General features: G+C 28.7%; 21 protein-coding genes. 10 read left to right on the top strand and 11 right to left on the bottom strand.

From position 1 onward, the window contains the following. The first annotated feature begins 24 nt into the window (after window positions 1–24). Window positions 25–795, top strand: coding sequence for a polysaccharide deacetylase family protein (locus O6B72_RS03795; RefSeq protein ID WP_024962494.1), 771 nt, complete (start codon window positions 25–27; stop codon window positions 793–795). Here the strand turns inward: O6B72_RS03795 and rfaQ are convergent. The 4 genes from rfaQ to waaC are packed head-to-tail and all read right to left on the bottom strand — an operon-like array spanning window position 785 to window position 4,403. After that, the gene (rfaQ, locus tag O6B72_RS03790) at window positions 785–1,864 is read right to left on the bottom strand and encodes a putative lipopolysaccharide heptosyltransferase III (protein ID WP_269492261.1); all 1,080 of its coding nucleotides are present in this window, start codon (window positions 1,862–1,864) and stop codon (window positions 785–787) included. The two genes, O6B72_RS03795 and rfaQ, sit on opposite strands and share 11 nt — an antisense overlap. Beyond that, window positions 1,861–2,568, bottom strand: coding sequence for a glycosyltransferase family 2 protein (locus O6B72_RS03785; protein WP_269492260.1), 708 nt, complete (start codon window positions 2,566–2,568; stop codon window positions 1,861–1,863). The genes rfaQ and O6B72_RS03785 overlap by 4 nt, the downstream gene beginning before the upstream one ends. After that, entirely contained in the window at window positions 2,561–3,448 is an 888-nt protein-coding gene (locus O6B72_RS03780; RefSeq protein WP_269492259.1) for a lipid A biosynthesis lauroyl acyltransferase, read from the bottom strand. The genes O6B72_RS03785 and O6B72_RS03780 overlap by 8 nt, the downstream gene beginning before the upstream one ends. Further along, window positions 3,441–4,403, bottom strand: coding sequence for a lipopolysaccharide heptosyltransferase I (gene waaC / locus O6B72_RS03775; protein ID WP_269492258.1), 963 nt, complete (start codon window positions 4,401–4,403; stop codon window positions 3,441–3,443). The genes O6B72_RS03780 and waaC overlap by 8 nt, the downstream gene beginning before the upstream one ends. A gap of 119 nt (window positions 4,404–4,522) precedes the next feature. On the opposite strand from waaC, the gene O6B72_RS03770 reads away from it, so the two are divergent. Genes O6B72_RS03770 through O6B72_RS03760 form a run of 3 tightly spaced genes read left to right on the top strand, consistent with a single transcriptional unit; the run spans window position 4,523 to window position 8,150 of the window. Then, on the top strand, window positions 4,523–5,584 hold the full coding sequence (locus tag O6B72_RS03770) for an NAD-dependent epimerase (protein WP_258298618.1): 1,062 nt from the start codon (window positions 4,523–4,525) through the stop codon (window positions 5,582–5,584). 3 nt (window positions 5,585–5,587) lie between these two features. After that, window positions 5,588–6,910, top strand: coding sequence for a UDP-glucose dehydrogenase family protein (locus tag O6B72_RS03765; protein ID WP_269492257.1), 1,323 nt, complete (start codon window positions 5,588–5,590; stop codon window positions 6,908–6,910). Next, window positions 6,900–8,150 carry a nucleotide sugar dehydrogenase gene (locus O6B72_RS03760; protein ID WP_180753829.1) on the top strand — a complete coding sequence of 417 codons (1,251 nt, stop codon included), beginning with the start codon at window positions 6,900–6,902 and terminating at the stop codon, window positions 8,148–8,150. The genes O6B72_RS03765 and O6B72_RS03760 overlap by 11 nt, the downstream gene beginning before the upstream one ends. A 50-nt stretch (window positions 8,151–8,200) precedes the next feature. Here O6B72_RS03760 and O6B72_RS03755 read toward each other — a convergent pair whose 3' ends face one another. Next, a complete protein-coding gene (locus O6B72_RS03755) occupies window positions 8,201–10,147 on the bottom strand; it encodes a BCCT family transporter (RefSeq protein WP_101637574.1) in 1,947 nt (648 codons plus the stop codon). Window positions 10,148–10,269: 122 nt separating this feature from the next. After that, on the bottom strand, window positions 10,270–10,917 hold the full coding sequence (locus tag O6B72_RS03750) for a class I SAM-dependent methyltransferase (RefSeq protein WP_269487105.1): 648 nt from the start codon (window positions 10,915–10,917) through the stop codon (window positions 10,270–10,272). A gap of 111 nt (window positions 10,918–11,028) precedes the next feature. Between O6B72_RS03750 and purL the strand changes: the two genes are divergently transcribed. From purL to purH, 3 genes are read left to right on the top strand one after another with little or no spacing between them, the layout of a single operon-like run. After that, window positions 11,029–13,185, top strand: coding sequence for a phosphoribosylformylglycinamidine synthase subunit PurL (gene purL, locus O6B72_RS03745; protein WP_269492256.1), 2,157 nt, complete (start codon window positions 11,029–11,031; stop codon window positions 13,183–13,185). Continuing rightward, window positions 13,186–13,914: a DnaJ domain-containing protein gene (locus O6B72_RS03740; RefSeq protein ID WP_101637577.1), complete on the top strand. Its 729-nt coding sequence runs from the start codon at window positions 13,186–13,188 to the stop codon at window positions 13,912–13,914. A gap of 33 nt (window positions 13,915–13,947) precedes the next feature. Next, a complete protein-coding gene (purH, locus tag O6B72_RS03735) occupies window positions 13,948–15,480 on the top strand; it encodes a bifunctional phosphoribosylaminoimidazolecarboxamide formyltransferase/IMP cyclohydrolase (RefSeq protein ID WP_180753830.1) in 1,533 nt (510 codons plus the stop codon). Window positions 15,481–15,656: 176 nt separating this feature from the next. On the opposite strand, the gene ftsZ is transcribed toward purH, so the two are convergent. The 4 genes from ftsZ to O6B72_RS03715 form a co-directional block, all read right to left on the bottom strand. Further along, window positions 15,657–16,778: a cell division protein FtsZ gene (gene ftsZ, locus O6B72_RS03730; RefSeq protein WP_269492255.1), complete on the bottom strand. Its 1,122-nt coding sequence runs from the start codon at window positions 16,776–16,778 to the stop codon at window positions 15,657–15,659. An 11-nt stretch (window positions 16,779–16,789) separates the two neighbouring features. Further along, the gene (gene ftsA, locus O6B72_RS03725; RefSeq protein ID WP_156846725.1) at window positions 16,790–18,166 is read right to left on the bottom strand and encodes a cell division protein FtsA; all 1,377 of its coding nucleotides are present in this window, start codon (window positions 18,164–18,166) and stop codon (window positions 16,790–16,792) included. After that, the gene (locus O6B72_RS03720; RefSeq protein ID WP_269492253.1) at window positions 18,159–19,640 is read right to left on the bottom strand and encodes a peptidylprolyl isomerase; all 1,482 of its coding nucleotides are present in this window, start codon (window positions 19,638–19,640) and stop codon (window positions 18,159–18,161) included. Before O6B72_RS03720 ends, ftsA begins: the two co-directional genes overlap by 8 nt. Window positions 19,641–19,788: 148 nt before the next feature. Continuing rightward, a complete protein-coding gene (locus O6B72_RS03715) occupies window positions 19,789–20,364 on the bottom strand; it encodes a class II aldolase and adducin N-terminal domain-containing protein (protein WP_016646838.1) in 576 nt (191 codons plus the stop codon). 63 nt (window positions 20,365–20,427) lie between these two features. Here O6B72_RS03715 and rsmH point away from each other — a divergent pair, with 63 nt between their 5' ends. Genes rsmH through rmuC form a run of 3 tightly spaced genes read left to right on the top strand, consistent with a single transcriptional unit; the run spans window position 20,428 to window position 22,707 of the window. Then, entirely contained in the window at window positions 20,428–21,336 is a 909-nt protein-coding gene (rsmH, locus tag O6B72_RS03710) for a 16S rRNA (cytosine(1402)-N(4))-methyltransferase RsmH (protein WP_269492252.1), read from the top strand. Further along, complete coding sequence (locus tag O6B72_RS03705; protein WP_101637583.1) at window positions 21,333–21,668, top strand: P-loop NTPase family protein; 336 nt, start codon at window positions 21,333–21,335, stop codon at window positions 21,666–21,668. The genes rsmH and O6B72_RS03705 overlap by 4 nt, the downstream gene beginning before the upstream one ends. Next, window positions 21,661–22,707 carry a DNA recombination protein RmuC gene (gene rmuC, locus O6B72_RS03700; protein ID WP_269492251.1) on the top strand — a complete coding sequence of 349 codons (1,047 nt, stop codon included), beginning with the start codon at window positions 21,661–21,663 and terminating at the stop codon, window positions 22,705–22,707. The genes O6B72_RS03705 and rmuC overlap by 8 nt, the downstream gene beginning before the upstream one ends. On the opposite strand, the gene O6B72_RS03695 is transcribed toward rmuC, so the two are convergent. Next, entirely contained in the window at window positions 22,704–23,204 is a 501-nt protein-coding gene (locus tag O6B72_RS03695) for a hypothetical protein (RefSeq protein WP_101637585.1), read from the bottom strand. The genes rmuC and O6B72_RS03695 overlap by 4 nt on opposite strands. Between the last annotated feature and the right edge of the window lie 15 nt (window positions 23,205–23,219).

Here is a 23,219-nt window from a genome sequence, read left to right as displayed (position 1 = left end):
AGATTTTTTTAAAAGAAGCCTAAAATGACAATTCCGATTTTAATGTATCATCATGTCTTACCAAAAAGTGGTTTCATAACAAGTAGCGTTTGTGAGTTTGAGTCCCAGATAAGATATTTATCAAAAAATGGATATAAAGCAATTACCTCAAATGAGTTTTACCTTTATAAAAAAGGCGAAATCACTCTTCCAAAAAAAAGCATTTTAATAACCTTTGATGATGGATGGAGAGATAATTTTTATTATGCCTATCCTATTTTAAAAAAATATGATTTAAAAGCAACTTTATTTTTAGTAAGTGGTTGGATAGAAGCTGCTAGCAACCAAAACTCTATAAATAAAACTGATTTTTTGCCACTTTCTCACAAAGAGGCTAAAAAAGCTGCGCCTAAAAATCCTGCTGCACTTTTTTTAAACTGGGATGAAGTTGAAAAAATGAGTGATGTTTTTGACTTTCGTTCTCATACACACGGACATTTTGATAACTATTTTAAAAAAAATAGCTTAGAAGATGAGATAGTTTTATGCAAAGAAGTGTTTAAAAAACGTCTTGGATTTAATGATAATCAACTTTGCTGGCCAAGAGGAAAATTTGATGATAGCTATATAAATATAGCAAAAGATAATGGCTATGAGATGTTTTATACAACACAAAGAGGCATAAATTTAAGCGATAAAAAGCTAGAGCATATTAAAAGAATAGCTGTTAAAAAAGATGAGGCTTGGCTTAAAAAAACTCTTTTTATTTTTTCAAATGCATTTTTAGGAAAAATTTATTCAAGCCTTAAAAAGTAGCCGGATCAAGTTTTTTCTTAATTAAATTTTTAAAACTAGATAAAAACTCTTTTTCAAATTCCATTAAGCATTTGCTTATTTTACTACCATTGCAGCCATCATTTCCGCATGGAACACAATCCCAATTTTTTTGAATAACTATGTGTTTTCCCATTTTTTGAATTCCATTTTTTTTAGTATAGGCACTCTTTGTTAAAGAGTTATCCCATGGGCCCCACTCAAAGGCTCCACTTGGTCCAAAAAATGCTATACAAGGCACATCATTTGCAGCTGCAATATGCATAATGGCAGTATCAACTCCTATATATAAGGATGATTTTTTAGAGAGTGTTACTATTTGCTTTAAATTTAGTTTCCCTGCCAGATTTATTGGTTTACTTTTGCAAAGTGATAAGATACTATTTATTTTCTTCATTTCAGACTCATTTTTATCAGCGGTTAAAACTATTTTTATACCTAGTTCTTTTTCACATAAATCAATTACTTTGGCCATCATATTATCATTTATACATTTAAACATCCATCTTGATGTAGGATGAATATGTATAAATTTTTTAGGTAGATATAAAAAATCTACATTTTCATTGCTATAAACACTAACTTTTTTAGAAAAAGGTTCAAAATTTAGCGTCTTTAATGCATCTAAATTTTGCTCAACAACATGCCTAAATCCTTTAAATTTTGGTACTTCATCGGTTATAAATTTGCTTATTAGTTGGTTTTTACCTTTTATTCCTATTATTTTTTTTATATTTGCAAATTTGGCTATTAAAATACCTCTATCGCCACTAGTTAAATTTATAGCTATATCGTATTTTTCTTTTTTTATCTCTTTTGCAAAGTCTATCTCAGAAAAAATTCTTTTTAAAAAACTCATTTTTTTCAATTTATTTCTATCATAGATATGGATTTTGTTAACGTTTGGGTTTTGTGTGATCATAGCTTCACAACCTTTATTTAGAGCAAATCCAATCTTTGCATCCGGATATTTTATTTTTAAATTTTCAATTAAAGGTGTTGATAGTAAAACATCTCCAATATTTCTAAATTTTATAATTAAAATTTTCATTTTACATATTTCCAAAAAGTATATTGTGAATAAAGTTTTGAGATAATATATCCTTTATAACCTTCTAAAAATCCTCCCTTTAAGACAAAAAGTTTAAAAAACGTCCATTTTGGATTTAAAAAAGCTTTAAGGTAGTTTTTTTTAGCACCAAGAGTTGAATATTTGTTTTGTTTAAGTATAAATTCTTCTATATTTTCATAGGCGTAATGCTTAAAATAATTTTTCAGTTTTCCATATTTATTATTTTTATCTTTAAACTCAACACTTTCGTGAACTTCTTTTTCATTAAAATTTGCAAATTTTTTATTGAAAAGCCTAATTGAATAATCAGGATAAAGACCCATTTTTCTGATAGCTTTTCCAAAGAAAAAATTAAGCCTTGAAACCCTATAAGCCATAAATTTTGGATTTTCTAAAATTTGTTTTATCTCTTTTTCAAGTTCTTTTGTTATAACTTCATCGCTATCAAGCACAAAAACCCATTCATTGTTTGTGCTATTTACACCAAATTTTTTCTGCTTTCCAAAACCAAGCCATTTTTGGTGTATGAATTTAACATTGTAATTTTGACAAATTTCTTTCGTTTTATCGCTTGAGCCATTATCTATAACTAAAATTTCATCTGCAAATTTGGAGCTTTCTAAAACTTCTTTTAAGTATTTTTCGCTATTAAATGTTAAAATTACTATGCTTAGTTTATTCATAAATTTCCTCATAAAAATGTTTAAATCTTTTATGAAACCAAAAATACTCATCAGGCTTAAATCTTATTATTTTTTCGGTTATATCGGCTTGAAGTTGTGTTGCTTTTAAAATAGCTTCGTTTTTATCAAATTTTTTTATATCAATTGGCTCAAAAAAGCAAATTTCATCTTTTTTATCATTATTTTTATAAATAAAAGCTGGAATTATTAAAGCATTTGTTTTTTGTGCAAATATAGAAGCTGCAGGAGTATGCAAGGCTTTTTTATTAAAAAAGCTTATTTTTATTCCATCTTTTTTTGCAGTATTTTGATCGGTTAGTATACCTACTGCTCTTTTGTTTTTTAAAGCTTTTAAAACCCCCCTTGCGGCACCACTTTTTTCTATTAATTCTATGTTAAATTGAGTTCTATTTTTAACTAAAATTTTATCCATTGATTTGCTATCAAGTGCTCTTCCTACTATGCTTACAGGACCAAATTTAGCTGCAATTGCGAGGCTAAAAAGCTCCCAATTTCCAAAATGAGCAGTTTGAACTATTATTGGCCTATCACTATTTAAAACATTTATAAAAATTTCTTCATTTTTAAAAACTACTTTATTTAAAATTTTATCTTTTGTAGAGTTTTGATTTTTTATAAAATCAATTCCAAATCTTGCAAAATTTCTATATGTGTTTTTTGCAATTTTTAATTTTTCTTCTCTTGTTAAAGTATTTTCAAAGCACATATCTAAATTTGTAAGAACTATTTTTTTATGTTTTTTATCTATATAAAAAGCTAAAATTCCTATTAAATTTGAAAAGCCTTTTAGCGCAAATTCTGGCAAAATTTTTACTATGAACCAAAGGGTGTAAAATAAAATCAGATAAATTTTATCCATTTAAAAGCCTTGTTGCTAAATTTGCTATTTTGATAGGTTTTATCTCGTTTATACAAAAATCACTCTTATTTAGATTTTTTGCATCTATTTTTTTACCACTATGAATTGTTAAATTTATATCTGTTTGGTATGTATTTCTGTAATATGGCGTGTATCCAAAAATAGTGATTGATTTGACATTTAATGCCCAAGCTAAGTGTGTTGGTCCAGCATCTGGTCCTATTACAAGTTTAAAATTTGATATTTCATTGCATAAATCTTTTAGGCTTAAATTTGATATTTTTTTTACTTCTATTTTATTACTTATAAAATTAGCTAAATTTTCTTCACCTTTTCCATAGGATATATAAATTTCATATCCTTTATTTTTTAAAATATTAATTAGTTCAACTTGTAGATTTACATCATAAATTTTTGCGTTTTGGCTAGAGCCTATTATGATTAAGATATCTTTTTTTTCATTTTTTGAATTAATAGTAAAACAAGGTGATTTATCTAAGATTTCATCCTTTGAAAAGCTAAAATTTAAAGTTTTTGAAGTAAGTGTTAGATATCTTATTATAACATTTTCTTCATAAGGTGAATAGATTTTCTTTGTATAAAAATAACTTGCAAAACTTTCTCTAATGCTATTTTTGTCAAAACCAGCTACATTTTTACAAATTAGCTTCGCAACCAAAGCAGATTTTATAAGACCTTGAAAGTCAATTGCTAAGTCATAACTATTTTTTCTTGCATTTTTTAAAATTTTATAACTTTTTATAAACTGCTTATTTTTTAAGTTAATTTTAATAACTTTATTTATAAGTTTGCAATTTTCTAAAATATTTGAAAATCTTTCTTCACAAACCCAATCAATTTGAGCATTTTCATAATACTTTTTTATAAATTGAAGAACTATAGAAGTTTGAACAATATCTCCAAGTGCTGAAAGTCTTACTATTGCTATTTTCATAAATTTCCCATTTAAAGCTTATATTTTACTAAATTAAACTAAAAATTATGTTTAAAAAAGTAATTACTTATCTAAAATAAGGTAAAATAGACAAAAATTTTATTCTAAAAGGTTAAATTATGAGAATTTTTATAACAGGAACAGCTGGATTTATCGGCTTTCATTTATCACAAAAATTAGCAAAAAGAGGTGATGAAGTATATGGATTTGATAATATAAATGACTATTATGATGTAAATTTAAAATACAAAAGATTAGAATTTTTAGGTTTTGATAAAGAAGATATAAAAGAAAATGATGTTATTACTTCAAAAAAATACTCAAATTTACACTTCATAAAAGGAGAACTTGAAGATAGTAAAAATTTAAATTTACTTTTTGAAAAATATAAATTCGATGTAATTGTAAATTTAGCTGCACAAGCTGGAGTAAGGTACTCACTAAAAAATCCAAAAGCGTACATAGATAGTAACATAGTTGGATTTGTAAATTTGCTCGAGTGTGCTAGACACTACAGTGTTAAAAACTTTGTTTATGCAAGCTCAAGTTCTGTTTATGGATTAAATGAAGATATGCCTTTTAGCGAACACAAAAGCGTAAATCATCCAATAAGTCTTTATGCTGCAACAAAAAAAAGTAACGAGATGATGGCTCATACTTATAGTCATTTGTTTAATGTGCCAACAACTGGGCTTAGGTTCTTTACGGTATATGGACCTTGGGGAAGACCTGATATGGCACTATTTTTATTTGTTGATGCTGCTATAAAAGATAAAAGTATTAATGTTTTTAATAATGGCCATATGAAAAGAGATTTCACATATATAGATGACATTGTAAAAGGTATTATAAAAGTTGTTGATAATCCTGCAAAGCCAAATAAAAATTGGGATCCTAAAAATCCTGATCCTGCAACTTCAAAAGCACCTTTTAAAATTTATAATATAGGAAATAGTGCTCCAGTTGAGCTTATGGATTATATAAAGGCTATTGAGTTAAAACTTAATAAAACTATTAAAAAGAACTTTTTGCCTATGCAGCCAGGAGATGTTGCTGCAACTTATGCTGATACAAGCGATTTAGAAAATGAGCTTGGCTATAAGCCAAATACTGATATTAAAGAAGGAATTTCAAATTTTATCGATTGGTATATTGAGTTTTACAAGACAAAGGAAAATTAAATTATGAAAATAGCAATTATAGGAACTGGATATGTAGGTCTTGTAAGTGGTGCTTGTTTTGCAAAAATGGGTAATGATGTTATCTGTGTCGATGTTGATGAAAGTAAAATAAATTTACTTAAAAGTGGAAAAATTCCAATTTATGAGCCTGGCCTTAAAGAGATAGTTGATGAGTGTTTTGAAAATGGCACTTTAAAATTTACAACGAAAATAGAGGATGCCTTAAAAGACTCAAAGGTATTTTTTATAGCTGTTGGAACACCAATGGGATCAAATGGACAAGCTGATTTAAAATATGTTTTAGAAGTCGCTAAAAGCATAGGCGAAAAGATGAATAATGAGCTTATAGTAGTGGATAAATCAACTGTTCCAGTTGGTACTTCAGAAAAAGTAACAAAAGTAATAAATAATGAACTACAAAAAAGAAAAAAAGATATTAAATTTGAAGTTGTAAGCAATCCTGAATTTTTAAAAGAGGGGGCTGCAATAGAAGATTTTATGAAGCCTGATAGGGTTATAGTTGGGGCTAGAAGCGATAAAACTTTTAGTATTATGCATGAACTTTATTCTCCATTTATGATGAGCAGTGATAGATTTATAAAAATGGATCCAAAAAGTGCTGAAATGACTAAATATGCAGCAAATTCTATGCTTGCTACAAAAATTAGTTTTATAAATGAAATAGCTGGAATTTGTGAAAAAGTAGGAGCCGACATAAATGCTGTTAGGAAAGGTATAGGAAGTGATAAAAGGATAGGCTATAGTTTTATTTATCCAGGATGCGGATATGGTGGTAGCTGCTTTCCAAAAGATGTTGAAGCGCTAATTTACACTTCAAAAGAACATGGCTTTGAGCCTAGTCTTTTGCTTTCTGTAGAAAATAGAAACAAAGAGCAAAAAAAAGTTTTATTTAGTAAGATAAATAGTTTTTTCAAAGGTAATTTAAAAGATAAAAAAGTTGCTATATGGGGACTTTCTTTTAAGCCAAATACTGATGACATGAGAGAGGCAAGTTCAGTTGTTTTGATAAATGAACTTATCAAAAATGGCGTTAATGTTATTGCTTACGATCCAAAGGCAATAGATGAGGCTAAAAAAATTTTTAAGGACATAATCTATGCATCAAATAAATATGATGCTTTAAATGGCGCTGATTGTATGGTATTAGTAACAGAATGGCAAGAGTTTAGATCGCCTGATTTTTATGAAATAAAACAAAGGCTTAAAAATCCTGTAATTTTTGATGGTAGAAATCAATATAATGCAAATATTATGAAAGAGTATGGTTTTAAATATTTTCAAATTGGAGTAAAAGATGAGTATTAAAATATCAGTTATAGGGCTTGGCTATGTTGGACTTCCATTGGCTGTAGCTTTCAGTGATAAATTTAAAGTTATAGGTTTTGATGTAAATGAAAAGAGAGTGGAAGAGTTAAATAAATTTAATGATAAGACTCTTGAGATTGACTTAGAAAAACTTAAAAACGCTATAACTAACAATAAAATGAAACTTAGTTCAAATATAGATGATATAAAAGAATGTAATTTTTATATAGTAAGTGTTCCAACACCAGTTGATAAAAATAATCGTCCAGATTTAACACCGCTTTTAAAAGCTAGTCAAAGTGTTGGGAGTGTGCTTAAAAAAGGTGATATCGTTGTTTATGAAAGCACTGTTTATCCAGGAGCCACTGAAGAAGAGTGTGTTCCAGTTTTAGAAAAGTTTTCAAATTTAAAATTTAATGAAGACTTTTTTTGTGGATATTCTCCAGAGAGAATAAATCCAGGAGATAAAGAACATACTATTACAAAAATTAAAAAAATAACTTCAGGTTCAACAAAAAAAGTAGCCGATATAGTTGATGATGTTTATGCAAGCATTATAAAAGCAGGGACTTTCAAAGCTAGTAGTATAAAAGTTGCAGAAGCTGCAAAAGTTATAGAAAATACTCAAAGGGATATAAATATAGCTTTTGTAAATGAGCTTGCTATGATTTTTGAGAAAATGCATATTGATACAACAGAGGTTTTAAAGGCTGCTGGAACAAAGTGGAATTTTTTAAAATTTAACCCTGGGCTAGTTGGTGGACACTGTATTGGAGTTGATCCATACTACTTAACTCATAAGGCTCAAGAGCTTGGATATCATCCTGAAATAATACTTGCAGGAAGAAGAATTAATGACAATATGGGAAAATATGCTGCAAATAGAGTTGTAAAACTTATGATAAAGCATGATAAAAAGATAAATAAAGCAAAAGTTTTAATACTTGGCATTACATTCAAAGAAAATTGTCCTGATATAAGAAATTCACGTGTTATTGATGTTGTCAAAGAGTTGAAAGAATTTGGTTGTAATGTGGATGTTTATGATCCTTGGGCTGATAAAAATGAAGTTTTAAGGGAATATAATTTAAATTTAATAGAAAATTTAAATTTGAATAATTATGATGCTGTGGTGTTGGCAGTGGCTCATGATGAGTTTAAAAATTTAGATTTTTCAAATTTAAATGCTGTAACTTTTGACATCAAAGGAATTTTACAAAATCCAGATGGAAGATTGTAAATTTTAAAAAAGTCAAATTTAAAATAAATTTGACTTTTTAAGTTAGCTAACTAGCTATTTGTTTTATGTAAAAAATACATATGTTTGTGATATTGATCTATCACATCGTTTATTAAAGCTTCTTTGCTCCAACCAATTACATCATAGTCCTGACCACCTTCTAGTAGATAAACTTCGGCTCTATAGTAGTTATCGCTCATAGCATAATCAGGAGTTTGAGTTTTTATAATTTTTACACCATAAATAAAATCGGTATCTTCACCCATTCCAACATGAATATTGATTTTTCCATTTATGCCTATTTTTTCTATTCTTGCTTTCAGCCCATTTTTTATAAACTCATCGCAAACTTCGTTAAAGGCAGGTTCCGCAACTTCAAGTAAAAAATCTCTTGCATCATCTTTATTAGGCGTATCAATAATATTTTTAAGTCTATCTTGCCATCTTTTTGAGCTAGTAAGTCCTGTTGGGAGATTGAAAATGCTTCTTGTGTAACTTTTCTCATAATCAACTCTTAAAGCTTTAAAAAGCCCATACATACAGCCAAGTAGTGCTATAGAAAGTGGAAGTGCTGAGATGATAGTCATAGTTTGAAGTGCATCAAGTCCGCCAGTATAGAGTAAAACAGCTGCGATAATACCTATTAAAACACACCAAAATATCTTTTGCCAAACAGGGGTTCTATCTTTCCCGCGTGAGCAAAGCATATCTATAACCATAGCAGATGAATCAGCCGAAGTTATAAAAAATAGACATATCATTAAAACTGAAATACCAGATAGCACACTTGTTAATGGAAATTTTTCTAAAAATACAAATAAAGCTAGTGAGACATCTTGATTTGTTACATCTGCAAGTCTAGCAAAGCCCTCATTCACAAGCTCTATTGCGCTATTTCCAAAAGCAGTCATCCATAAAAATGTAAATCCAGATGGAACTAAAAGCACTCCAACAACGAATTCTCTTATAGTCCTTCCGCGTGAAATTTTAGCTATAAATAGTCCTACAAATGGCGACCAAGAAAGCCACCAAGTCCAGTATAAAAGCGTCCAACCACCAAGCCAATTTTCATTTTTTTTCTCATAAGCAAAAAGGTTGAAGTTATCACCTATGAAAGATGTTAGATAGTTTCCTGTATTTTCGACTAGTGATTTTAAAAGCCCAGTTGTATTTCCCAAAATAAATATAAAAGCTACAAATAAAAATGCTAAAAATATATTTGAAAGACTTAAAATTTTTATGCCTTTATCAACACCACTTGTTGCAGAGATTGTTACGAAAATTGTTATTATTAGTATTGTTATAATTTGAATATTTGTAGTCATTTCTATGCCAAAAAGATAGTTAAAACCAGCATTTATTTGTAAAACTCCATATCCAAGAGAAGTTGTAACACCAAAAAGTGTAGCAAGTACAGCTAAAATATCAATTACATCTCCAAATCTTCCATAAATTTTATCTCCAACTATTGGATAAAAGGCAGATCTTAAGGTAAGTGGAAGATTGTGTCTGTAAGCAAAATAAGCTAGTATTATAGCAACTATACCATAAACTGACCAAGCGTTAAACCCCCAGTGAAAAAATGTAAGTTTCATAGCTTGTTTTGCGGCTTCTATAGTTTGAGGATCTGCTGATGGTGGTGCAAGATAATGCATAAGTGGCTCACCAACCCCAAAAAACATAAGCCCAATTCCCATTCCTGCTGCAAAAAGCATAGCAAACCATGCTAAATTTGAATACTCAGGTTTTGAGTGATCACTTCCAAGTTTTATATTTCCAAATCTAGATATCATTAAAAATAGCATTGAAAAGAAAATTAAAGCAACACTTAAAACATAAAACCATCCAAAATTAGTTGTTAGATAGCTTTGGATCGCTTTAAGATTTTTTAAAGTAGATGTAGGAAAGACCAAACATATACTTAAAACTATAAAAAGCACTATAATCGATGGATAAAAAACCGCTGGATTATAGGCTTTTTTAAATTTAAAATTCATATATTTCTCCTTTGTTAAAGGATATACTCTATAAAAGTTAAGTAAATATTTATAAAATATTAATAAAATACACTTTTTTTAAAAATAGCTTAAAAGACTGTATATTGCGACTTTTAGCAAATTTACACTTTTGCTATAAAACAAGTTTTTTCGCTTTTGTCTTTTTGGTAAATTTCAACATTTAAAAAGCCATTTTTATTTAAAATTTCCTTAACCTTAGTTGGATTTAATTTATTTTTAAGTTTAATCCCTTCGCCTAAATTTTCCCATTTTTCAAGTGTTTGTTTTGTAGTACCTTCTAAAAATATCATAAATTTGCCATCTTTTTTAAGAACTCTTTTTATCTCTTTAAATGCAATGTCTAAATTTTCCCAAAAATAAAGCGTTTCAAAAGCAGTTACTAAATCAAATTTGCTGTCACTAAAACTCATTTTATGAACATCTGAAATATTCAAACAAAGTCTTTTATTAACCACTAAATTTTTGCAAATTTCAGCACTTAAATTTATACTAGTTGGCGAATAATCAATGCCAAAAAGCGTTGAGTTTTTAAATTTAATGCTTAAATTTAGTAAATTTTGTCCGCCGCCACAACCAATATCTAAAATATTTAATTGTTTATTTTCATCTAAATTTATTTTAGAAATAGCCCACAAAGCACCCTCGTTATGAGCTTCATTCATTCTTTTTAAGGTTTTTATTCCTTCATCTCCATCTGGAAATTTAACTTGACTTCTGTTTTGTGAAATTTCATCATTTAAATTTTGCATAACTTGCCTTTATTTATAAAATTCTTTTAATTTTAACAAAATTAATTAAACTCATAGTCAAATTTAGCTATCATTTTATATATTTTTAAATATCTATATTAAGGACAAAAAATGGATAAAGAAACTATCAAAGCACATAAAATTACAGATGGCGAGTATGAAAAAATTCTCTCTATTTTAAACCGCGAACCAAATTTATTAGAACTTGGTGTAATTTCAGCTATGTGGAGTGAACACTGTTCTTACAAATCAAGTAAAAAATATCTTACAGGTTTTCCTACAAAAGCACCTTGGGTTATACAAGGACCTGGTGAAAATGCAGGAGTTATTGACATTGGCGGAGACATGGCAGCTGTTTTTAAAATGGAAAGCCATAACCATCCAAGCTATATTGAACCATTTCAAGGTGCTGCAACTGGGGTTGGTGGAATTTTAAGAGATATTTTTACCATGGGAGCAAAACCTGTGGCAAATCTAAATTCGCTTAGATTTGGAAATATAAAAACAAATAAATATCAAAAACATCTTTTAAAGGGTGTTGCAAGTGGGATAGCGCACTATGGAAACTGCACTGGAATTCCAACAATAGGTGGAGAAACAACATTTGATGATAGCTTTGATAGAAATATTTTAGTAAATGCTTTTTGTCTTGGAATAGTTAAAAAAGATGAGATTTTTTATGCCAAGGCAAGTGGAGTTGGAAATTTGATAATTTATGCTGGCTCAAAAACAGGAAGAGATGGGCTTGGCGGAGCTGTAATGGCAAGTGATAGCTTTAATGATGAAAATAAAGCCTTAAGACCAACTGTTCAAGTAGGAGATCCATTTGTGGGCAAGCTTTTAATGGAAGCTTGCTTAGAGTTATTTAAAAAAGACTATATAGTTGGCATTCAGGATATGGGTGCAGCAGGACTTACAAGCTCAAGTTTTGAGATGGCTGGAAGAAGTCAAAGTGGTATGAAGCTTTTCCTAGATCAAGTTCCTATGCGAGAAGAAGGTATGACACCTTATGATTTAATGCTAAGTGAAAGTCAGGAAAGAATGCTAATTTGTGCAAAAAAAGGCTTCGAAGATAAAGTAATTGAAATTTTCACAAGTAGAGGGCTTGATGCAGCAGTTGTAGGAGAGGTTACAAATACTAAAAAAATGGAACTATTTTGGTATGATGAGTTGGTTGGAGAACTTCCAATAGAACCACTCAGCGAAGATGCTCCTATACTTGATAGGCCAATAAAGAGACCTAATTATTTAGATGAAATAAAAAATATAAAAACTCATTTTAGCATTCCAAAAAAAGAAGCTTTTTTAAAGCTTTTTAGTGATGAAAATGTAGTTGATAAAGGCTATATCTATACTCAGTTTGACTCTACAGTTGGCACAAACTCAGTTAAGAAGCCTGGTTATTTAGGTGCAAATATTTTAAGAGTAAAAGAAAATGGGGTTATGCTTTCAATGGGGCTTGATTGTAATCCTAAAATAAATTTTGTAAATCCAAAAGTAGGGGCTTCTTTGGCAGTTGCTACAAGTGGAAGAAAAGTGGCTATGAGTGGTGCTAAACCTTTAGCTATAACTGATTGTTTAAATTATGCAAATCCTGAGAATCCTGAAATAATGTGGCAATTTATGATGGGTTGTGAAGGCATAAAAGATGCTTGTAAAGAACTAAATACTCCAGTTGTTAGTGGAAATGTTAGTTTATATAATGATAGTGATGGTATTAATATTCATCCAACACCTGCAATAGTTTGTGTTGGTGTAAATGAAAATAAAAATTTACCAAGCATTTTTAAAAGTGGCATAAGTGTGTATTTAGTTGGTGAAACAAATGGCGTTTTTGCAGGATCACTTTATCAAACTGTGATTAATAATGAGCTTGGTGGAGAATTGCCTGAAATCGATTTTGAAAAAGAAAAAGCTTTGTGGGATTTGATAATTTCACAAAACAAAGATGATAATTTAGAGTTTGCAAATTCAGTTGGAATTGGCGGTATTGCTATAGCTTTAGCAAAAATGGCTGCTGTTTCAAACATCGGAGGTGAATTTAAAACTAATTTTGAAAATGAAAATTTTATTTTTGATGAGAGTTTTTCAAGAGCAATTATTGGTGTAAAAGATGAGGAAAAATTTAAAAAAGAGGCTCTAAATTTAGGCTTAAAAGTTCTAAAACTAGGTGTTAGCGGTGGAGATAAATTCATACTTGATGATATGAGTTTTAGCATTGATAAGCTTAGAGAAATTTATTTTAAAACACTTGAAAAGCTTATTTAAATGTTTTATTTTATTTTAGCTTTAATTATATTTTATTTTTTAGCTAAATCAACAAGTAAAAAAACATATAAAAAAACTACTAAATTTAGCCTTTTGGAGGCTAAATTTATAGTGAGTTTGTTAGCAAAAATAGCAAAAAGCGATGGTAGAGTAAATGAAGAAGAGGCTTCTTTGCTATCCCAAATTCTAGATGATTTAGTTTATAAATTTGATGGAAATAGCAATGATAGAGAGATCTTAAAAGCTGTCTATAATAAAGAAAAAGAAAATATTAATAATGCATATGAAGTAGCTTTTAGATATAACAAAGAGTTAAATTTATCTTTTTTAGATGCTGTTAATAGAATTATATTTTTTCTAAACATGGCTTTTATAGATGGAGATTTTAGCCATGAAGAAAAACAAATTATCTCAAAAATTTGCGATGGGTTTGGACTCCCACCACATATAAAAGAAGAAATTTTTGCCAAATTTCAAAACACTTACCAAAACCACTCACAAAATACTTACCAAAACGAAAATGTAAAAAACCCATATGAGGTTTTGGGTCTTAAAAAAGGCGCGAGTTTTGATGAGGTTAAGAAACAGTATAGAAATTTGGTTCGTAAATATCATCCAGATATCTTAATGGGAAAAGGTGCTGATGAGGAGATAATAAATGCAGGAACCAAAAAATTAAAAGAGATAAATGAGGCGTATGAAATTTTACAAAAAGAGTTTAAAAGGTGAATTTTTTAAAAAGGAGTTAGGGTGAAAAAAAGCATGAAAGCACTAATTAGCGTTAGTGATAAAAGTGGAATTTGTGAGTTTGCAAAAGAGCTTGTAAATTTAGGATATGAGCTAATAAGCACAGGCGGAACATATAAATTACTTAAAAAAAATGGCTTGGATGTTACTGAGATAAGTGATTTTACAAAAAGTCCTGAAATGTTTGGTGGCAGAGTTAAAACACTCCATCCAAAAGTTCATGGTGGTATTTTATTTCAACGAGGTCTTGATGATGATGAGGCAGCTAAAAATGACATTGAAGCTATTGATCTAGTTTGTGTAAATTTATATCCATTCAAAGAAACCATCAATAAAACTGATGATTTTAATGAAATTATAGAAAATATTGATATTGGTGGACCAACAATGGTAAGAAGTGCTGCAAAAAACTATAAAAGCGTTTTAATAGTAACTGATAGTATGGATTATGATTTAGTAATCAAAGCTATTAAAAATGGCAAAAATGATGCAGAGTTTAGAAAAAAAATGATGATAAAGGCTTATGAACATACCGCAAGCTATGATTCCATGATAGCAAATTATATGAATAAACGTTTTAATAATGATTTTGGTGAGTATAAATTTATAGTTGGCAAAAAAGTTTTTGATACTAGATATGGTGAAAATCCTCACCAAAAAGGTGCTTTATATGAGTTTGAAGATCACTTTACAAAGCACTTTAAGGCCGTAAAAGGCGAAGCAAGTTTTAACAACATGACAGATATCCATGGAGCTTTAAGTTTAGCAAGTAGCTTTGGAAAAAGTCCTGCTGTTGCGATTTGTAAACATGCAAATCCTTGCGGTTTTGCTATAAAAGATAATCTGCTAAATAGCTATAAAGAAGCTTTAAAGTGTGATCCAGTTTCAGCCTATGGTGGCGTTATAGCAATAAATGGAACTTTAGATAAAGAACTTGCTTTAGAGCTTCATAAAAAAGGAACTTTTATGGAAGTTATTATTGCTGCTAATGTAACTGATGAGGCTTTAGATGTTTTTAGTGATAAAAAAAGAACTAAAATTTTTACTCAAAATAGTGATTTTTTAGTTAGAGCAAATGAGAGTTTCGACTTTAAACATATTGATGGTGGGTTTGTATATCAAGAAAGAGATTTTGTAAAAGATAGTGAAGTTGAAAATGCAAAATGTGTAACCAAAAAACCAGCTTCAAAAACTGAATTACAGGATTTAAAAATTGCTTGGAAAGTAGCAGCTTTAACAAAAAGCAATTGTGTAGTTTATGTTAAGAATAGTGCCTTAGTGGCTATTGGTATGGGCATGACAAGTAGAGTTGATGCAGCTAGAGCTGCTGTTTTAAAAGCTAATGATATGGGAATCGATCTAAAAGGTGCAGTACTTGCAAGTGAAGCGTTTTTTCCATTTAGTGATAGTATTGAAATAGCTGCAAAAGTAGGAATTAGTGCTGTTATACAACCTGGTGGATCAATAAGAGATGATGAGGTTATAAAAGCTGCTGATGATAATAAAATGTCAATGTATTTTACTGGAATAAGGCACTTTTTGCATTAGAAAGCATAATTAAATTTGGCAGAGATAACTCTGTCAAATTTAATTTAATATACAGTTTTTAAATTTATTTAATTACTTTTTTATTAAAATACAACCTATATGTTTAAGCATATAAAATGATTAAAACAGCAATTAAATTATCAGATTTTATAAATTTGATAGTTTAAATTTGGATTTTAATCGGCTTTGTATCTAAGGTATGTTGGCTCATCAAGATTATCATATATATCTTTTAAATCTATATCGCTTCCACTAACTCTTTGATTAATCTGTCTTCTTGAAATTGCTTTAGTTTCATCCAAAGAATCTTTTTGGCTGTCATCTTCTTTTTTTTCAGATGCTTCTTCAAAACCTGTTGCTATAAGTGTTACTTCAACCCTATTATTTTCTATAGATGCATCAGTTGTAGTTCCAAAGATAATGTCTGCATTATCATGAGCTGCTTCTTCTACTAGGCTAACTGCTTCACTTATTTCAAGCAAAGAACAATCAGGATGAATTTTAAAATGTATTAAAACGCCCATTGCACCATTTATACTCATATCGTCTAACAGTGGGGATTGTATTGCTTCTTGAATAGCTTCTTTAGGTGCATCTTCTCCTTCGCTTACTCCAACACCCATTAAGGCTAGACCCCTATGAGACATTATTTTTTTAACATCGGCAAAGTCAAGATTTATATCACTATTTCCTGAATCAAGTATTATAGATGACATACCACCAACTGCTCTTGCTAAAACATCATCAACCATTTTAAAGCTTTCTTTAATTCCTGCTTTTTTATCTATTAAGCTAAGAAGTTTTTGATTTGGTATTACAAGTATGGAATCACACTCTTTTTTTAACTCATCTATTCCCGCCTGTGCAAGAGATGCTCTTTTTTTACCTTCAAATTTAAAAGGAGTTGTTACAACACCTATTGTTAAAGCCTTATTTTCTTTAGCTGCTCTTGCAACTACTGGCGAAGCACCTGTGCCTGTTCCTCCACCAAGACCTGCTGAAATAAAAACTATATCTGAATACTCAAGCGCATCTTTTAATAAATCAAAATTTTCCTCAGCAGCTTTTTTTCCAAATTCTGGCTCCATACCTGAGCCCATATCTCCTAGTCGTAGTTTAGTTTTTGCAATTGATTTATCAAGTGATTTAGCATCAGTATTTGCCACGATGAGTTCTACTCTATCATAACCTTCTCTAATCATATGATCTATCATATTGCAACCACCGCCACCAACACCAATAACCTTCATTCTAGCACCATATACACCTTTATTTTCCTCTATTGTAAAACCGTTCATATCCTTATCCTTTAAAATATTTGTTTTAATCTATTAATAAATTTTTTAAAAGCACTTATATCATTAACATCTCTTAATGTTTGAGTTAGCTTCACCGAAGTTTCATCATCTTTTGTTTCTGAGTTTTCATTTTTATATTCTTCTTGGTTATTTGAAGAAATAGACTTTTCAAAGTCTATTTTTTTATTATCAAGATACTTCAAATGTCCATTTGAATCTATTTCGTATCTAGTAAAATGCCCAGCCCCATATAGGCAAAGCCCTATAACACAAGAATACTCACTATCATTGCAAATTTCATAAAGTCCACCAATTTCTTTTGGTTTTGCTAATCTTACTGGAATATTGCCAAAAGCCATAGAAATTATATTTCTTATATCATTATCTATTTTTGCTAAACCGCCAGTTACAACAAGCCCAGCACCAAGCCTATTTAAATATCCACTGCTTTCAAGTTGTTTGTAAAGTAGCAAAATGGTTTCTTCTATTCTCGCATAAACTACTTTTATAACTATATCCATACTTGCGGTGTGTGTTGATGAGTTTTCACCCATAGTTGGAATTCTAAGTTCTTTGGTATCTTCTTCAAGTAGTTTTGAGTAGTTTGTTTTTAGCTCCTCTGCATTTGCAAGTGGAGTATTTAGCGCTTTTGAAAGATCCATAGTTATATTTGATGAGCCAACCGGAAGGCTTTCATTATATATGATTGAATTTCCTAGATGAATTACTATATCACAAGTTGCACCACCCATATCAATAAGTCCAACACCAAGCTCTTTTTCTTCTTTGGTAAGTGTTGATATGGCTGAAGCATAGCCAGAAAGAACCATATTATCTATCTCAAGTCCTGCAAGTTTTGTTGCTTTTATTAGATTTCTTACAGAGTTTTCATCAGCTGTTACAACATGAGTAAAAACTTCAAGTCTTGATCCGCACATTCCAATTGGATCTTCTATGTGATCTTGTCCATCAACCTTGAAACTATATGGTAAAACATGCAAAATAGCTCTATCTTTTCCAACTACTGCATTATCTTGAGCTAATTGCATTGCTCTTTTGATTTCACCTATTGTTATTTCGCCTGATAAAACACTGACTATACCTTGGGATTTTACACTGTGTGTATATGCTCCAGCAATTGAAACTATTATTTTATCAGGATTTTTACCAGCACTTCTTATGGCTTCTTTTGTTGCATTTTTTATAGAAGAAGCAGCTTTTTCAATATTTGTAATAACGCCTTTTTTAAGTCCTGAAGTTGTGTTCTTTCCAACGCCACATATACTAACTCCACTTTCATCCACCTTAGCTACAACAGCGGTTGTATTTATGGAGCCAACATCCAAGCCTAATATATAATAATTATTATCATTCAATGAACTATTCAATGCTTTTACCTTTATAGAATTGTTCTATTTTATATCTTTTTTCTAGCAAATTAAGTAAGTCTTGATTTAATTCAGTGTTTTTTAAATTCGATATATTTTCTTTTATACTCTCTTTATATTCTGCTATTTTTTCAGGATTTTCAAGTTTTTGATCTGTGATTTCATAAGATACTGCTTTATTATTAAGAATTATATAACCTTTTATTTTTCCAACTGTGTTAAAAAGCTCATTTATAAAATAATTTGCTTCCTCTTCCGTTAGACCATCAACTGTTATTTTACTATCTCTTGAAATGTAACCAAGATCTTTTACTTTGTCATTTGTATCAAAACTACTTAGACTTTCTTTTGCTAAATTTTCAAGTTCTATTTTTGCTTTTTCATCTCTATAGTCATTTTTAGCATATTCGTAGGCTTGTTCAAAATCCATAGTTTTTGGAGAATTTATTTGTGCTATTTTTGCTACTAAATAGCCATCTTTATATTCAAATGGCTTCAAAAACTCATTTACATTTTTACCAATTATTTCATTAACTGGAAAGTCTAAATCATCTTCTTTTATATTTAGTTTTTCATTCGTTTTTAAATCGCCATTTTTTAAAGCAATATAGGCTTTATTTGCATCTTTTTTGGTTATATCAAGTTTATAATTTTTTAAAACATCTTCTTTTGCTTCTTCAAAAGTTTTTAATGTATCATCACTGTTTAGATATAAATTCTTATTTTCTTCCCAATATTTTTTTATTTTGTCTTCATCAATATCTTGATCTAATTTTACAAAATAACTTTCTAACTCATAGTTTGTTTTTGTTTTATAACTGTCTTTTTGTTTTTCCCAAAATGCTTTTATCTCTTCATCTGTTGCATTAACATCATTAAAATTTAAAGTTTTTATATCTATTTTAACTCTATCTTGCATAAAATATGCACTTGCTAAAGCTTGTATTTCTTCTTTTGAAACACTCAAATTTAAAGCATGACTAAGTTTATCTAGGATAACACTTTTTCTAAGATCGCTTTCAAAATCTTTTGGTTTGACACCAATTCTTGCAAGGGCGTTTTTATAAATTTCTTCATCAAATGTTCCTGCTATTTGAAATTCAGGCATAGAGACTAGATACTTAGCAACATCTTCATTATTTGCACCAATGCCTAAATCGTTTGCAAAATTTAGTTTTAATGTATCTTGTATTATTTGTGATAAAGCAACCATATCAAGATTCATCTTATCAGCTTGCTCACTAGTCATAGTTCCACCTGAAAGTGAGTTTAAATAGTTATAAATATTATTATATTTTTGTTGAAATTCTCTTATTGTTATAGGAGTATTTCCAACTTTTGCCACAGAAGATGAGCTATCTGCTTTAAAACTATACGCACCCCATCCAACAAAACCTGCTCCAACAAAAGCAATAGTGCTTATCCAAATAGTTGGAATTAGTGCTTTTCTATTTTTTTGCATCCAATTTAACATCAATCTCCCTTTACTAACTAACAAAATTTTGTATATTTTACTAAAAATAAGCTTATATAAGCTTAAAATCGAGCTTTTATTTTTAAAATTTTGCACTTTTTTACTAACATTTTGTTAGTTAGTGCAAAAAATTTATAAAATTAGAAATTTAAGTATATATTTTTTCGTAAGATAGTATTTTGCAACTATTATCTAAAAGTGCAATTTCTTTTGCTAAATTTGTCATAGTTCTATTATATGCTACAACACCATATCCTCTAATTACTAAAAAATTTGTTTTATTTGTGATCATTGTTTTATAAATTTCATAAGGTGCTCTTTCGTACCAATCATCCAGATTTTTAGGATCATAAATTTTAATTTTTTCAAATTTTTTATAACCAAAGAAATCTTTTGGGATTATATAATCATGATTTAGTGAGTAACTAACAGTGTGTGGAGGCATCGCAAAAGCTATAAATTTTGCTTCAAAAATATTTTTATAAATATTTAAATGAATATCGCTATCTATACTTGCATCATTCCATCTATAGTCTTTTTTATCATATAAAATAACAAAGTCATCTTCTAAAAGCCCATCAAAAATCGCATCTTTTTTATTTATCATAAATTTATTTGAGGCTATTTTTGCAGAAAGTGAGCCATGAAATATACCAAAAAAATTCTTCCTAAACATTGATAAAGAAAGCTTTTGAAATAGCAAAGTGGTTTGATTTATGTCCAAAATTTAGCCTTTTTAAATAAAATTGTGTTATTATACACGAAATTTTTAAAGTTAAGGACATATGTGGTACATACTCCTGTTTTGTTAAACGAGGTACTAAAAGCATTTAGCGATATAAAAAATGGTACTATAATCGACTGCACACTTGGATATGCGGGGCATTCAAGTGCTATATTAAGACAAAATAAAAATATAAAATTAATAGGTTTTGATAGAGATTTAGAAGCAATTAATTATTCAAAAAAATATCTTGATGAGTTTAAAGATAGGGTTTTTATAAAACATTCAAATTTTTCAAATTCACTCAGTGATATTAATACAGATGATATTAGAGGAATTTTAGCAGATATTGGTGTTTCTTCTTTGCAACTTGATAAAAATAGTAGAGGATTTTCATTAAATAGTAATAATCTTGATATGAGAATGAATCAAAATGATAAAAAAGATGCAAAATTTGTTATAAATACATATAGCTTAGGTGAACTTGAAAGAATTTTTAAAGAATATGGCGAACTTAAAAATGCCAAGCTTATAGCTGGTAAAATAGTAGATTATAGGGAAAAAAAAGAAATATTAAGTGTAAAAGAACTGGCAAATTTAGTTGGGTTAAAACCTGTTAGAAAAAATGGTATTTTAGAGATAATTTTAGTTTTACAAGCTTTAAGAATAGAGGTAAATGATGAGCTTTTGGAACTTGAAAATTTACTAACATCAATTGAAAATGCAAATTTAAAAGATACTATGGTTGTCATAATAACATTTCATTCTCTTGAAGATAGAATTGTAAAAAATAAATTTAAAAAATGGGAAAAAGAGTGTATTTGTCCTGAATTTTTTATAAAATGCGAATGTGGTGGAAATCATGCCTTAGGTAAGATAGTGACAAAAAAACCAATCACTCCAGGCAATGATGAGATACTCAATAACTCGCGAAGCAAATGTGCAAAATTAAGGATATTTAAAATAAAATGAATGAAAACATAAATTTTCAAAATATTAATCTAAAAAATACAAATTTACAAAATCAAGACATTGATAACAAAGATATTGATGAAGAAAGTAAAGGGCTTGGTTTTTTTGATCTTGTTGTAGCTTTTTTAATTTTGGCTTTGGTAGTTGCTATTTTTGTGCCTATTATTTATATTAGAAATGAAATTTATTATATTAGTAGAGATATTGAAGAGCTTCGTGTAAAGCATTCTGTACTAGTTGAGGAAAATAAAGATTTAGAAAATAAAATCGAATCTTTAAAATTTAAATATGAGATAATTGATCCATTAAGTGTGGAATTTGAAAATGAGTAATCAAATGCTTTTACTGCTAGTTTTTGCCGTAATTTTATTAATTATTTTAGTAGCTAGTTTTTTTATATTAAGCCAAATTTTAAAAAAAGAGATCTTAAATACGCAAAAATTTATCTATGAACAAAATCAAAACAGTATTTCTTTAATAAACGATGTAAATGATAGCTTAAAAGATAATTTTTATCTTTTTAATAAGAGCTTAAATGATAGTGTTACTAATTCAAACATAATAACAACTAACACACTAACAGGTGGTATAGATAGCCTAGATAAGCGTTTTAAACACATTTTAGATAAAATTAACGAGCTTGAAAGTGCTAACAATTCAGCAATTCTTTTAAAAAATGAAGTAATGAAATTAAACTCAATTTTTAGTAACCACAAACTTAGAGGAAATTTTGGTGAGTTTGAACTATATAAAATTTTAAAGTTGAGTTATGGTGATAATAGTAAATTTTATAAAACCCAATATAAACTTAAAAATGATAAAATTGTAGATGTGGCTTTGTTTTTAAAAAGTGATCTTATCTTAGGAATTGATTCAAAATTTCCACTATCTAGTTATCAAAAAATTTGCAAAGGATTGGATAATAATGAAAATATTTTGGAGTATCAAAAAGAGTTTGTTAGAAATTTAAAAAAACATATTGATGATATTTCAAATAAATATGTAATTTCAGGTCAAACAGTAAAATATGCCATTATGTTTTTGCCTAGTGAGGCAATATTTAATTATATTTGTTCAAATTTTAGCGAGCTTTTTGAGTATATGGTGCAAAAATCAGTATTTTTAGCAAGTCCTACAAATTTGCTTGTTATTTTAAATTATGCAAGTGTTTTTATAAAAGATGAGAATATAAATAAAAATATCTCTTCTATAAAAAATGAAATTTTCGAACTTTCAAAAATTTTTGAAGAGTTCAAAAAGCAAGGTGAGAGTGTTTTAAACAGCTCTAATAAACTAAATAAAAATATAGAAATTTTTTATAAAAACTCAAATTTAATTTATACAAAGTTTAAAAATATTGAAAAATTTTAACTATTGTTTGTGACAAGTTTGTCTAAAACATACTGCTCCAAATCCCTTTTTGGAATTTCTTTTTTAATAGCTTCATCGTAAATTTCTTGAGCTTTGGTTGAGTATTTTTCATAAGGAAAATATGGAAAATGCACTTGCCAAGCATCTTTTATAAGCTTGTGGGTAAGTTTTTTTCTAGCGTAAGCTTTGAATATATCAAAGCCTATAAAAATACAAGAAGTTATTAAAATTGTTATTAAAAGCGAAAAATGGATATTTAGCTTTTCAAAAAATTTATGTCCAACTCCAATAAGTGGCATTAAAACTACAATACACAAAATTCCAAAAATTATGTATGATTTTCCATATTTAAATCTAAAATTTAACTTCGAAGGATCTACTAACATTCCGTCATTGTAAGCTGAGTTTGCCTCCAGTAAATCCCTAAATAAAACAGGTTTTTTTGATACAAAAAACATACCATAAAGAATTTTATCTATAAAACAGTTAGTTTTCATTTTTCTACCTTAAAT

Source organism: Campylobacter ureolyticus (genome assembly GCF_027277485.1).
Classification (GTDB): domain Bacteria; phylum Campylobacterota; class Campylobacteria; order Campylobacterales; family Campylobacteraceae; genus Campylobacter_B; species Campylobacter_B ureolyticus_B.
This window is presented reverse-complemented; position numbering and strand designations above follow the sequence as displayed.